Origin of the sequence: Streptomyces polyrhachis (assembly GCF_042663125.1) — a bacterium.
GTDB classification, from domain to species: Bacteria; Actinomycetota; Actinomycetes; order Streptomycetales; family Streptomycetaceae; genus Streptomyces; species Streptomyces polyrhachii.
On record NZ_JBHSZO010000026.1, the window covers coordinates 30,854 to 43,608 of the forward strand.

Genomic DNA, 12,755 nt, shown 5'->3' on the forward strand with positions numbered 1-12,755 from the left:
CGGTATCCGCCCTCTTCCGCTTCACATAGGTGATGGACAGCGGAGAACAAGGCTACGCCTCCCCGCCGGGTCCGTGCAGGCCCCACCCGCCTCCAGTCGCCTAAGTCACAAAGAATTTATGGTTTGGTTCGCAAACAGGCCGGGAAACACATGAGGTTTGCCTACGCGTCGCAACGCAGCGTAGGGACACCGCTTCCCGTAGTCCTCCCGCGACCGGCCCTGGGCGACCGGTCTCCCGCGGCCGGCCCCCGGCTCAGTCCGCGCTGACCGGCCTGACCGGCCTGCCCGGTCTGCCCGGCAGGCTGACCTGGATACGGCAGCCGCGGGGGGACTCCGCCACCCCGATCAGGCCGCCGTGCAGGTCCACCGCCCAGCGGGCGATGGCCAGCCCCAGCCCCGTGCCCCCGTCGCGCAGGGCACCCGGACGGGTGGCCTCGGTCGAGCCCCGGGTGAAGCGCTCGAAGACCCGGTGGCGCTGCTCCTCCGGTATGCCCGGGCCCTCGTCCAGCACCTCCAGCGCCAGGCTCGTCGGCGTCGCGCCGCGGCGGGCGCTGACCGTGACGCGGCCGTGCGGCGGGCTGTGCTTGACGGCGTTGTCGACGAGGTTCGCCACGACCTGGTGGAGGCGCTCGGTGTCGGCGTGCGCGGTCAGCCCCGGCGGCTGGACGTCCAGGTGCAGGCTCACGTCGCCGCGCGAGGCGGGCGTGCTGCGCGAGGAGCCGGCGGCGGCCATGCCCGCCTCGCGCAGCACCCCGGAGAGGTACGGCCAGACCTCGAAGCTCCGCGCCCGCAGCGGGACCGCGCCGGAGTCCAGCCGCGAGAGGTCGAGCAGCTGCTCCACCAGCCGGCCGAGGCGCTCGGTCTGCCGCAGCGCGGTGCGCATGGTGTCGGGGTCGGCCGTGGAGACGCCGTCCACCACGTTCTCCAGGACCGCGCGCAGGGCGGTGATGGGGGTGCGCAGCTCGTGCGAGACGTTGGCCACCAGCTCCTTGCGGTGGCGGTCGACCGCCTCCAGGTCGGCGGCCATGCGGTTGAAGCTCCGCGCCAGCTCGCCGAACTCGTCGAGCCGCCCCGCAGTCATCCGCCGGCTGTAGTCCCCGTGCGCCATGGACCGGGTCACCTCGGTCATCTCGCTCAGCGGGGCCGTGAGCCGCTGGGCGACGAACTGCGTGAGCAGCAGGGAGGCGACGAGGGAGAAGACCGTGATGATCCGCAGCTGGGTGGAGGAGACGATCGCCACGTACACCAGCCCGGTGGCAATGATCACAGAGCCGATGACCAGGGCGCTGAGCGCCGCCTTCACCGAGCGCATCGGGTCCACCGGGCGCAGCGCCACCCACAGGCGCCGCAGCGCTCCGGGACACTGCCTGCCCGCGGCGGGCGCGGGATACCCGCGGCCCGAAGAGCTCGGCACGGGGTATCCCCTCCTCGAAGAGCTGGGCGTGGGGTATCCCCTGCTCGAAGAGCTTGGGGAAGAGGCGCGCGCGCTCACGCCGGGTCCACTTCCAGCGCGTAGCCCACGCCGTGCACGGTGCGGATGCGCTCGGCGCCGATCTTGCGGCGCAGCGCCTTGATGTGGCTGTCGACCGTCCGGGTGCCCGAGGCGTCCGCCCAGTCCCAGACCTCGACCAGCAGCTGCTCGCGGGAGAGCACCGCGCGCGGCCGGCAGGACAGGCAGACCAGCAGCTCGAACTCGGTGGGCGTGAGGTGGACGTCCTCGCCGGCCACCCGCACCCGGCGCTCGGCGTGGTCGATCTCCAGCGCGCCCAGCCGCAGCACGGCTCCCGGGCGCGGGGCGGCGGCCGCCGCGGCGGCGCGCTCCACCCGGCGCAGCAGCACGTGGACCCGGGCGGCCAGCTCGCGCATGGAGAAGGGCTTGGTCATGTAGTCGTCGGCGCCCACGCCGAGGCCCACCAGCATGTCCGTCTCGTCGTCGCGGGCCGTGAGCATCAGCACCGGCAGCGGCCGGCGGGCCTGGACGCGCCGGCAGACCTCCAGCCCGTCGAAGCCGGGCAGCATGACGTCCAGGACCAGCAGGTCCGGCTCCCACTCCGCGGCGGCGGCGACCGCGGCGGGACCGTCCTGCGCGCCGCGGACCGCGAAACCCTCCGCCTTCAGCCGCGCGACGACCGCCTCACCGATCGTCGGATCGTCCTCCACGACCAGCACGCGCCGCTGCGGGACGCCCGCCGGCCCGTCGGGCGGACGGGCGTACGGCTGGGTGTGTGCCTGTGTCATGGCCTGCCCCCCGGTCTCGCGGTGCCTGTGGTGCCGTGCCTGTGGTGCTGACACGCAGGGTATGCGGCGCCCCGGGCGCGCGGCTACGGCCTGTGGACAACCCTGCGCCGGCGGCCGTCCGCCCAGGTGGCGGCGGTCCTCCGGCCGGGCCCGTACCGGGGGTTCGGCTACCGCTTGCGTCACGGACGGTGCTCGAAGAGGTGCGTACGGCGACGTTCGCTCCCTGCGAATTCCCTGTGAAGGCCCCGTCCGGGTCCGTTCACCCGGAGTCCGTCCGGCCTTCAACTTGACGTGAGCGAAGCCACCCCGTTCGCCGGAACTGTCTGGCTCGTCAGTGAACCCGGACGTGTGGCACCGGGCTCCGCCGACGGACCTCCGCCGCGGGATGTACCAGCGACGCCCGGCACGCACGCTGCACGCACGCGGCGGAGGTCCGCCGAGGGGGCTTGGCGCGCGTACCGGCGGCGGAGGGGGTGGGGCCCATGGCTGGACCGCGTTTTCTGTACGTACCGACCGTCGCGACCGGCGAGGACGGCGGGGGGGAGCCGGTCACCGGGGTGACCTGGCGGCTGGTCGGCGGCAACAACCGCGAACTGGGGCGCGCCGCCGCCGCGTTGGCCGACCTGGCGACCTGCCGGGCGGAGGTGGCGGAACTGCGCGCGCAGGCGGCGCGGCTGTGCCCGGTGCTGGCGATGGCCGGGGGCATGGGCATGTGGGCCTGGCGCGTCGCGCTCGACAAGCGGCTGGTGGCCGTCGCGCCGCGCCCGTACCGGCGCCAGCGCGAGGCCCAGTACAACCTCGGCCAGTTCCTCGCCGCGCTGCCCGCTGCCGTACTCCCCGAGGGGGTGTCGGTGCGGCCCCGGCTGCGCGACCTGCACCTGGGCACCCGGCTCAGACCGGCCCCGGGCGACGGCCGCGCCCCGCGCTCGCTCGCGGTGGGGGAGGGCCGATGAGCAGGCGCACCGCGCAGCCGCCCGTCGTGTGGGACGGCCCCGGCAGCCCCGGCAGCCCCGGCAGCCCCGACGGGGCTGCCGCCGACCGGCCGCGGGCGATACGCGGCGCTCTGGGACCGGCCGACCGGGCCTTCAGGGTGCTGGCCGGCGGCAGCGGCAGCGCGGTACTGGCGATCATGCTGCTGGTCGGCGGCTTCCTGGCCTACCAGGCGTCCAGGGCCCTGGACGTGGCCGGCTTCTCCTTCCTGACCACCGCCGAGTGGAACCCCGACTCGGGGCGGTTCGGCATCGCCGCGGTCCTCACCGGCACCTGCCTGATCGGCCTGGTCGCCGTCTCCTGCGCGCTGCCGCTGGCGCTGGGCACCGCGCTCTACATCTCCGAGTACGCCCCGCGCCGGATCCGCTCCACGCTGATCAGCCTGGTCGACCTGATGGCCGCGGTGCCCAGCGTGGTCTACGGGCTGTGGGGGTTCTTCTTCTTCCAGACCCACGTGGTGGGCCTGGCGCGCTGGATCTCCACGTACTTCTCCTGGATCCCCCTCTTCGAGGTCGACGGCGCCGACCCGCGCGACCCGCTGGCCACCGCCACCGTCTACACCTCCTCCACCTTCATCGCCGGCCTGGTGGTGGCGCTGATGGTCACCCCCATCGCCTGCTCGGTGATGCGCGAGGCGTTCTCCCAGGCACCGTCCGGGGAGCGGGAGGGGGCGCTGGCGCTGGGCTCCACCCGCTGGGGCATGATCCGCGCGGTCGTCCTGCCGTACGGGCGCGGCGGCATCATCGGCGGCACGATGCTGGGCCTGGGGCGGGCGCTGGGCGAGACGATCGCCGTCTACATGATCATCTCGCCGGTCTTCGAGATCCAGCCGCACCTCCTGCAGAACGGCACCAACTCCGTCTCCTCGCTGATCGCCCTGCGCTACGGCTCCTCCAGCCCCGAGGGGATCTCCGCGCTGATGGCCGCCGGCCTCGCGCTCTTCGTCCTGACGCTCGTCGTCAACTTCATCGCTTCCTCGATCACCGCGCGCTCCCGCGCCGGGGCGGGGGCGGAGGCCTGAGATGCCCGAGACGCTGACCGACCAGACACCGCCCGGCACGGCGCCGTCCGGCACGGCGCACCCCAACGGGGCCGCACCGGACGGGAGTCGGGCCAAGGTCACCACCATCGTGGTCCGCCCCGCCCGCCCCGCCGGCGAGGAGCCCCGGCGCAGCACCGCCACCGTGCACCGGGAGGACGTCCTCGCGCTGCTCGGCGCGCTGGCGGCCGCGCTCTCGCTGACCTGGCTGGTCTTCGCCCGCATCGCCCCCTTCGACGCCCCGCTGGGCTTCACCGCGGTGGCGTACACGCTCTTCGTCCTGGCCTACGGGGCACTCGTCTCCTTCGACAACAACCGGGTGACGGTACGCGACCGGATCGCCGCCGTGGTCTGGCACAGCCTGGCGCTGCTGCTGCTCGCCGCGCTGGCCTTCGTCATCCTCTACGCCCTGTGGCGCGGCCACCGTGCGCTGGGGCACCTGAACTTCCTCACCCAGGACCTCTCCTCCGCCGGCCCCCAGGACCCGCTGACCAGGGGCGGCATGCTGCACGCCGTCGTCGGCACGCTGGAGCAGATCGGCCTGGCGCTGGCGGTCACCATCCCGCTGGGGATCGCCTGCGCGGTCTTCCTCAACGAGATGCCCGGCCGCTACGCCCGCTTCGTGCGCACCATCGTCGAGGCGATGACCGCGCTGCCGTCCATCGTGGCGGGCCTGTTCGTCTACGCGGTGATCATCTTCACGCTCAAGCAGCACCAGGCCGGCAACCTCTTCTTCCACCTGGACAAGTCCGGCTTCGCCGCCGCCCTGGCGCTGTCGGTGATGATGCTGCCGATCATCATCCGCGCCTCGGACGTGGTCATCCGCCTGGTCCCCGGCTCGCTGCGGGAGGCCTCGCTGGCGCTGGGCGCGAGCCAGTGGCGCACCGTGTGGACGGTCGTGCTGCCCACCGCCCGCTCCGGGCTGACCACCGCCGTCATCCTGGGCGCCGCGCGCGGTATCGGCGAGACCTCCCCGGTGCTGCTCACGGCGGGCTACGCGGCCGGACTCAACGCCGACCCCTTCTCCGGACCGCAGGTCTCGCTGCCGCTGGCCACGTTCGAACTGGTGCGCTCGCCCCAACCCGACGCCATCGCCCGCGGCTTCGGCGCCGCCGCCCTGCTGCTGGCGCTGGTGCTGGTGCTCTTCGTGGTGGCCCGCCTCATCGGCGGGCGCGCCCCCGGCCACCTGAGCCGCGGCCAGCGCCGCCGCCGGGCCCGCCGCTCCTACCGCGACGCGCGGCGCATCGCGGGCCGCGCCCGGGCCCGTACGGCGGCCGACCCCCCGCCCGCCCCGACCGGCGGCGACGGCTGAGCCGCGCCCCGTACGAGCCCGCATCCGCCCCCGCACCACCGACGACCGGGAGTCACCCCTCATGTCACGAACCGCGCCTGCCCGCCGGGCCAGGGCGGTGGCCCGCCCACTGCTGACGGCCCTGCTGGCCGCCCTGGTCGTGCTCTGCCACCAGCTCCCCACCTCGCCCGCCTTCGCGGCGGGCTACGTGAAGGTCTCCGGCGCCGGCTCGACCTGGAGCCAGAACGCGCTGGACCAGTGGCGGGCCAACGTCAAGCAGTACGGCATGACCGTCAACTACTCCGGTACGGGCTCCTCCGACGGCCGCAACCAGTTCCGCAACGGCACCGTCGACTTCGCCGTCTCGGAGATCCCGTACGGCATCAAGGACAACGGCGTCGTCGACCAGCCGCCGCCGCGCAGGTACGCGTACATGCCGATCGTGGCCGGCGGTACGGCGTTCATGTACAACCTGAGGATCGCGGGGAAGCGGGTGACGAACCTGCGCCTGTCCGGCCAGGTCATCGCCAAGATCTTCACCGGCGGCATCCGCACCTGGAACGACCCCGCGATCAAGGCCGACAACCCGGGCCTGGCCGCCGCGCTGCCCGCCCGCCGGATCGTGCCCGTGGTGCGCTCCGACGGCTCGGGTACGACCGCGCAGTTCACCACCTGGCTGGCCGACCGGCACGGCGGGATCTGGGACGCGTACTGCAAGCGGGCCGGCGTCAGCACGATGCCCTGCGGGACCACCTCGAACTACCCCACCGCGAGCGGGCTGGGCTTCGTCGCCCAGTCCGGCTCCAGCGGCGTGGCCGGCTACGTGGCCGGCCCGGCCAACGTCGGCACGATCACCTACGTCGAGTACTCCTACGCCAAGGAGACCACCGGCTTCCCGGTGGCCAAGGTGCTCAACGAGAACGGCTACTACGTCGAGCCCACCGCCTCCAACGTGGCCGTCGCCCTGACCCACGCGCAGATCGAGACGGACAGGTCCTCGCCCCGCTACCTGACCCAGAAGCTGCACCCGGTCTACACGCAGAGCACCGACCCGCGCGTCTACCCGCTCTCCAGCTACAGCTACATGATCGTCCCCACCGCGGTGGAGAACAACTTCAGTGAGGCCAAGGGGCGTTCGCTGGGCGCCTTCGCCTACTACTTCCTCTGCGAGGGCCAGCGCAACGTCGACGACCTCGGCTACTCGCCGCTGCCCGTCAACCTCGTCAAGGCCGGCTTCGAGCAGGTCAAGAAGATCCCCGGGGTCGACGCCCAGCGCATCAACCTCCAGGGCTGCCGCAACCCCACCTTCTCCTCCGACGGCACCAACACCCTCGCGCGCACCGCCCCGCGCCCGCCGGCCTGCGACAAGAAGGGCCCCACGCAGTGCTCCACCGGCACCGGCGGCGCCACGCAGCCCACCCAGGTCAACGGCTCGGGCGGCGGCAACGGGGGCTCGGGCGGCGGCTCCTCGAACGGAGGCTCCGCCACCGGCGGCTCATCGGGCGGCGGCTCCACCACCGGCGCGGACGGGGGCGGTACGGGCGGGGCCGACGGCGGCGGCACGGACGGCGGCTCCGCCACCGGCGCCATCGACCCCGACACCGGCCTGCCCGTCAACGGCGCGGACACGGGCGGCGGTTCGCAGGACGGCGGCGGTGAGGCGTTCGCCGTACCGGTGACCACCTCCGCCGCCATCAGCGGCGGCCTGCGCACCGCACTCATGGTCATCGGCGGCGTGCTGCTGGTGGGCCTCACCTTCGGTCCGCCGCTGCTCGCCCGCCGCCTGAAGGGAGGACAGCGATGAAGCGCCCCGCGCTCCGCCGCATCCGCGGCCCGATCCGCCGCCCGATCCGCGTTCTGCTCCCCGCCCTGGCCGCCTTCGCGCTGGCCCTCCCGGCGGCGCTGCTGGCCCCCGGCCCGCAGGCGCTCGCCGACAGCGGCTCCGCCCGCACCGTACGGGGCGCCGGCGACTTCGCGGACCTCGAGGTGACCGTCGCGCAGACCAGGCAGCTGGTCAACCAGATCGTCAAGGTGTCCTGGAAGGGCGCCGCACCCACGATCGACGACACCAGGTACGCCGCCGACTACCTGCAGATCATGCAGTGCTGGGGCGAGAAGGAGAGCGGCCCCGACCCCGAGCAGTGCCAGTTCGGCGGCAGCGCCGCCGCCGGCCCCGGACTGCCGAGCCGGCAGGCGGGCGCCTGGACCAACACCCGCCAACTCGACTACGGCGGCCTGCGGGACACGGCCTGGCGGGACGGCGAGGCACCACCGCGGTGGATGCCGTTCCGCACCCCGGACGGCGAGGAGCACGAGGGCAACTACAACGCCTTCTACGACCTCAACTCCACCAACGAGGTGCCCTACGCCCGCACCGGGAACTCCGGGAGGGGCGAGGTCTTCTTCGAGATGCAGACCAGCGCCGAGGCCCCGGGCCTGGGCTGCGGGGAGGTCGCCGCGGCCGGTGCGAAACCGCGCGGCTGCTGGCTGGTGGTCGTACCGCGCGGCGAGAAGGAGGTCAGCGGCGGCCCGTACCGCACCGACGGGGACAACGGCATGCTCGCCTCCTCCCCGCTCAGCCCCAGCAACTGGGCCCAACGGCTGGTCGTACCACTGGAGTTCGAGCCGATCGGCATCCACTGCCCCCTCGGCGCGGCCGAGCGGCCCACCTCCGGGCACGAGCTGATAGCGGAGGCGGTGCTGCGCTGGCAGCCCACCCTGTGCGCCGGCGCGCGCAGGACCGTCTACGGCTTCAACCAGCTCTCCGATGACACCGCCCGCTCCCGGCTCGCCTCGGACGACCCCCGGCTGGTCTTCCTCAACCGCCCCGCCCCCCTGGACACGCTGCCGCAGGGCGCCGAGCCCCTCTACGCGCCCGTCGCGCTCTCCGGGCTCACCCTGGCGTTCTTCATCGAGAGCCGGTCCCCCTCCGGCGCGCCCGAGGAGGTGCGCTCGCGCGACGGCAACCGGATCACCTCGCTCAACCTCACCCCCCGCCTGGTGGCGAAACTGCTCACCCAGTCCTACGGCTTCGGCAACCACCCCTTCGCCGAGAGCACCCGGGGCAACCCGCTCAACCTGATGGGCGACCCGGAGTTCCTGGAGCACAACCCCGACTTCGAGGGGCTGGACTTCAACGGCGCGCTCGGCGACGCCATGGTGCCGCAGAGCATCGCGGACTCGACCTGGCAGCTCTGGGAGTGGATCAACTCCGATCCGGCGGCCCGCGAGTTCCTCAACGGCATCCCCGACACCAAGGGCGAGCACGGCGAGGAGTCCTACACCGGGATGAAGGTCAACCCTAACTACCGGGACCTCGCCCTGCCGATCAGCGACTTCCCCAAGAGCGACCCCTTCTGCGTGCGGTTCGACGACCGCCCCGACAACCCGCTGTGCACCATCGACCGCCACCCCTACGCCCTCGACATGCACACCACCGCGCGCTCAGTGGCCCGGGGCGACACCCTGGCCCGGATGGAGTGGGACCCGGGCAGCCCCGGCACCTCCGTACCCGGCTACAAGAAGAGCCCCCCGCAGGCGGCCGGCCAGCGCGCCCTCCTCGGTGTCACCGACACCACCTCCGCCGCCCGCTACGGCCTGGTCACCGCCCGGCTGCAGAACGCCGCCGGCAACTTCGTCGCCCCGACCGGGCGTTCGCTGCTCGCGGGCGCCGCCGCGATGCGCCCCAGCGGCGTCCCCGGCGTGCTCTCCACCGTCCCCACCGCCAAGGACCCCCAGGCGTATCCGCTGCCGCTGCTGTCGTACGCGGCCACGGTGCCGGAGAGGCTGACCAAGGCGGAGGGCGCGGACTACGCGGCGCTCCTGGACTACGCGGTGGGTGACGGCCAGCGCCCCGGCACGGCGAACGGCACCCTCCCCGCGGGCTACGTCCCGCTGCCCGAGGGGCTGCGCGCGCAGACCGCCGGCGCGGCCGACGCCCTGCGCGCCCGCGCCGGGACCGGCCCGCACTCCACCCCCGGCCCCGACGACGGCTCGGCCACCCAGGGCGCCTCGGGCACCTCCACCGCCGGCGGCGGCGATGCGGGCGGCGTCGGCGGTACGGACACCTCCGGCGGCGGTGACGGCGCCACGGGCGCCTCCGGGGACGACGGCGCCGCGGGCACCCCGGCGGGCGGCGACTCCGCCGCCCCCGTGCCCGTAGCCGATGCGCAGCCGACCGCCTCCACACCCGGGCACCTGCTCGGCGCGGTCCGCTTCGCGCTCCTGATCGCCCTGATCACCGGACTGGCAGCCGCGGTCTGCGGACCGCTGCTGCCCAGGATCGCGCCGCGGCTGGCCGCGGCCCGGCGGTCGGGGAGAACAGCACCCCTCCCCGCGCCCGGCGAGCAGGGGACACCCCACGGCCCGGAGGTGGTGCCCGCGACCGAATGACCCTCTCGCGCCAACGAAAGACCACAACTGCGCCGGGCACCACCCGGCTTCAGCCTAAGAGGTGAGTAGCACATGAACAAGCGACGAAGGCTCGCGACCGTCCTGGCGGGCGCCTGTCTCATCGCCGGGAGCATCGGCACGGGTATGGCCATCGCCGACCCGAGCGGCTCCCCGCAGTACCGCGACCTGGCCGGTGTCGGCTCCGACACCACCGAGGGCGTGGGCAACGGACTGGCCGCCGCCGTCACGGTCAACGGCGTCAGAGTGATCGGTTCGTACGACGCGACCGGTTCGGCGACCATCACCACCAAGGACCCCGTCGCCAAGCCGGCCTGCAAGGACCTCGCACGTCCCAACGGCTCGGGCGCCGGCCGGACCGCCCTGATCAACTCGCAGGTGGCCGGGAACGGGTGCATCGACTTCGCCCGCTCCTCCAGCCTCAACCTGACGGCGGCGCCCGTGGGGCTGACCTACGTCCCCATGGCCACCGATGGCCTCACCTACGCCGTCGCCTCGTCCTCCACCGTGCCGCGCAAGCTGACGATGGCGCAGCTGCAGGCGATCTACCACTGCGACCCGGCGTTCGTGGGCACCGCGCCGAACTACGCCATCAACCCGTACCTGCCGCAGTCGGGCTCCGGCACCCGGAGCTTCTGGATGTCGACCATGGGCATCACCGAGACCCAGATCACCAACGGGCAGTACCCCTGCCTGAAGGACAAGGCCGGCGGCGTGCCGGTCCAGGAGCACGACGGCCGCTTCCTCGGCAACAAGGACCTGGTGCCCTTCTCCATCGCGCAGTACCAGGCGCAGGCCGGCGGCACGATGAACGACTTCCGCGGCTCCGCGCTGCTGGGCTCGATCGACGGCATCTCGCCGACCACGCTCAACAGCGACTTCACGGTCAAGCGCGACGTCTACAACGTCATCCCGACCGCGAAGGAGGGCACCGCGCCCTGGAGCACCACCTTCGTCGGGCCCGGCTCGCTGGTCTGCCAGCAGCGGGCCGTCATCCAGCGCTACGGCTTCGCGCTCAGCCCCGAGTGCGGCTCGACCGCGAAGCGCACGTCGTGACCCGGGCGTCCCTGCGCCACCCACCTGCCAGTCGAACTGAGGGAAGAGAGAGCACAGCTGTGTTCACCTACAGAATTCCGCGCGCCGTGGCCGGTGCGGCGGTGGCGCTCACGGCGGCGCTCGGCGCCGCCCTGCTGGCCGCCCCCCCGGCCGCCGCGGCGACCGTCATCGGCGGCGGTACCGCCAACCCGTCCTCGGGCAGCAACTACACGCTGTTCGACCTCGACACCGACGCCATGTGCCCGGAGGAGGCGACGCACGTCGTCACCTTCGTCAAGGGTGCGGGCTTCACGGCGCCGGAGGGTGTGATCGTCTCCACTCTCGCGGAGAAGGAGAACTACTCGGCCAACACCATCGGCGGCTTCAGCGTCCCGCTGGCCCGGCACATGCAGGACTTCGCCAGCATGAGCGGGTTCACGGACCTCTCCGGGCGCTACGACTTCACCGTCCACTGCCAGGACCTGTTCGGCATGAACTCGTACGGCGACTTCGCCATATCGATCTGGTTCACCTCACCGACCACGTTCCAGAGCAGCGACCCGACCGCGGTCAACGACACCACCACCGCGCTCTCGCTGAGCGCCGCCGGCCCGGTGGACCAGGGCACCGCGGTGACCCTCACCGCCGACATCACCCCGGCGGGCGCGAGCGGCACCGTGCAGTTCCGCGACAACGGCGACGCACTGGGCAGCCCGGTCAACGTCTCCGGCGGCAGGGCGGAGCTGACCACCAGCAACCTGGACGCCGGCACGCACGCGCTGACCGCCGAGTTCACCCCCTCCACCACCTCCTACCGGGCCTCCTCCTCGACGCCGCGGACCCTCCAGGTCAACTCGGTGCCGGCGACGCCCACCACGACGGCCCTGGCCGTCTCCCCGGCCGACTCCGCCGCCCAGCACTCACCGGTGACGCTGACGGCCGCCGTCACGCCCGCCGGCGCGGCGGGCACCGTGAAGTTCCAGGACACCGCGGGCGGCACCACCACCACGCTGGGCACGGTCAACGTCTCCGGCGGCCAGGCGGTCCTGACCACCAGCGCGCTGGCCGTGGGCGACCACGCCCTCTCGGCGGTCTTCACCCCGTCCTCCGGCGCCTACCTGGGCTCGGACGCCGGTCCGGTCTCCTTCGGCGTCACCCCCTTCCAGGGCGTGTCGGCGGGCGAGAACATCACCACCACCGTGGAGTCCGGCGCGCTCGCCATCAGCGTCGAGAACCCGAACGTCACCCTGCCGGCGCCGGTGCTCAACAGCGACGCCACGCTGCTGACCACCGCCGGCCCGATCAACGCCGTCACGCTCACCGACACCCGCGCCGGCAACCCCGGCTGGTCGCTGAGCGGCCAGGTGACGGACTTCACCGACGGCGGCAGCCATGTCATCAACGGCCAGAACCTCGGCTGGACCCCCAAGGTGATCGACAAGGCCGCCGGCCAGACCGCCACCCCGGGCGCCGTCGTCGCCCCGGCGGCGGGCGTCGAGGCATCCGACCCCGGTACGGCGGGTCTGAAGTCCTCCCGCTCGCTGGCCGTCGGCACCGGGCTGGGCACCGCGCACTTCGGTGCCGACCTGGCGCTGAACGTGCCCACGTCGACGGTCGCCGGCACCTACACGGCGACGCTGACGCTGACGGCGATCTGACGGCTGCCTGACGGCTGCCTGACCGCCGTCGCGGAACCGTCCGTACGACGTACCGACCGTCGCCCGGCTGACGGACCGGGGTGGCGCCGCACCC

Annotated in this window: 9 protein-coding genes; 7 read left to right on the top strand and 2 right to left on the bottom strand. The window is 73.4% G+C overall.

The genetic code is table 11. The annotated features are described in order from the left end of the window. Nucleotides 1-253 precede the first annotated feature (253 nt). Both ACFQLX_RS17205 and ACFQLX_RS17210 read right to left on the bottom strand, forming a co-directional pair. A complete protein-coding gene (locus ACFQLX_RS17205) occupies nt 254-1,351 on the bottom strand; it encodes a sensor histidine kinase (RefSeq protein WP_386416200.1) in 1,098 nt (365 codons plus the stop codon). A gap of 137 nt (nt 1,352-1,488) precedes the next feature. Continuing rightward, nucleotides 1,489-2,238 carry a response regulator transcription factor gene (locus ACFQLX_RS17210; protein WP_386416087.1) on the bottom strand — a complete coding sequence of 250 codons (750 nt, stop codon included), beginning with the start codon at nt 2,236-2,238 and terminating at the stop codon, nt 1,489-1,491. A gap of 482 nt (nt 2,239-2,720) precedes the next feature. Between ACFQLX_RS17210 and ACFQLX_RS17215 the strand changes: the two genes are divergently transcribed. From ACFQLX_RS17215 to ACFQLX_RS17245, 7 genes are all read left to right on the top strand, one after another. Further along, a complete protein-coding gene (locus ACFQLX_RS17215; RefSeq protein WP_386416090.1) occupies nt 2,721-3,191 on the top strand; it encodes a hypothetical protein in 471 nt (156 codons plus the stop codon). Next, complete coding sequence (pstC, locus tag ACFQLX_RS17220) at nt 3,188-4,249, top strand: phosphate ABC transporter permease subunit PstC (RefSeq protein WP_386416092.1); 1,062 nt, start codon at nt 3,188-3,190, stop codon at nt 4,247-4,249. The genes ACFQLX_RS17215 and pstC overlap by 4 nt, the downstream gene beginning before the upstream one ends. 1 nt (nt 4,250) lies before the next feature. After that, on the top strand, nt 4,251-5,579 hold the full coding sequence (pstA, locus tag ACFQLX_RS17225; protein ID WP_386416094.1) for a phosphate ABC transporter permease PstA: 1,329 nt from the start codon (nt 4,251-4,253) through the stop codon (nt 5,577-5,579). A gap of 61 nt (nt 5,580-5,640) precedes the next feature. After that, entirely contained in the window at nt 5,641-7,362 is a 1,722-nt protein-coding gene (gene pstS, locus ACFQLX_RS17230; RefSeq protein ID WP_386416096.1) for a phosphate ABC transporter substrate-binding protein PstS, read from the top strand. Beyond that, the gene (locus ACFQLX_RS17235; protein ID WP_386416098.1) at nt 7,359-9,950 is read left to right on the top strand and encodes a hypothetical protein; all 2,592 of its coding nucleotides are present in this window, start codon (nt 7,359-7,361) and stop codon (nt 9,948-9,950) included. The genes pstS and ACFQLX_RS17235 overlap by 4 nt, the downstream gene beginning before the upstream one ends. Before the next feature lie 72 nt (nt 9,951-10,022). Beyond that, complete coding sequence (locus ACFQLX_RS17240) at nt 10,023-11,024, top strand: hypothetical protein (protein WP_386416100.1); 1,002 nt, start codon at nt 10,023-10,025, stop codon at nt 11,022-11,024. A 59-nt stretch (nt 11,025-11,083) separates the two neighbouring features. Next, complete coding sequence (locus tag ACFQLX_RS17245) at nt 11,084-12,661, top strand: Ig-like domain-containing protein (protein WP_386416101.1); 1,578 nt, start codon at nt 11,084-11,086, stop codon at nt 12,659-12,661. The last annotated feature ends 94 nt before the right edge of the window (nt 12,662-12,755 follow it).

Coding starts and splice junctions, on each gene's coding strand:
- pstS (WP_386416096.1), top strand. CDS start 5,641: ATGTCACGAACCGCGCCTGCCCGCCGGGCCAGGGCGGTGGCCCGCCCA.
- ACFQLX_RS17210 (WP_386416087.1), bottom strand. CDS start 2,238: ATGACACAGGCACACACCCAGCCGTACGCCCGTCCGCCCGACGGGCCG.
- pstA (WP_386416094.1), top strand. CDS start 4,251: ATGCCCGAGACGCTGACCGACCAGACACCGCCCGGCACGGCGCCGTCC.
- ACFQLX_RS17240 (WP_386416100.1), top strand. CDS start 10,023: ATGAACAAGCGACGAAGGCTCGCGACCGTCCTGGCGGGCGCCTGTCTC.
- ACFQLX_RS17215 (WP_386416090.1), top strand. CDS start 2,721: ATGGCTGGACCGCGTTTTCTGTACGTACCGACCGTCGCGACCGGCGAG.
- pstC (WP_386416092.1), top strand. CDS start 3,188: ATGAGCAGGCGCACCGCGCAGCCGCCCGTCGTGTGGGACGGCCCCGGC.
- ACFQLX_RS17235 (WP_386416098.1), top strand. CDS start 7,359: ATGAAGCGCCCCGCGCTCCGCCGCATCCGCGGCCCGATCCGCCGCCCG.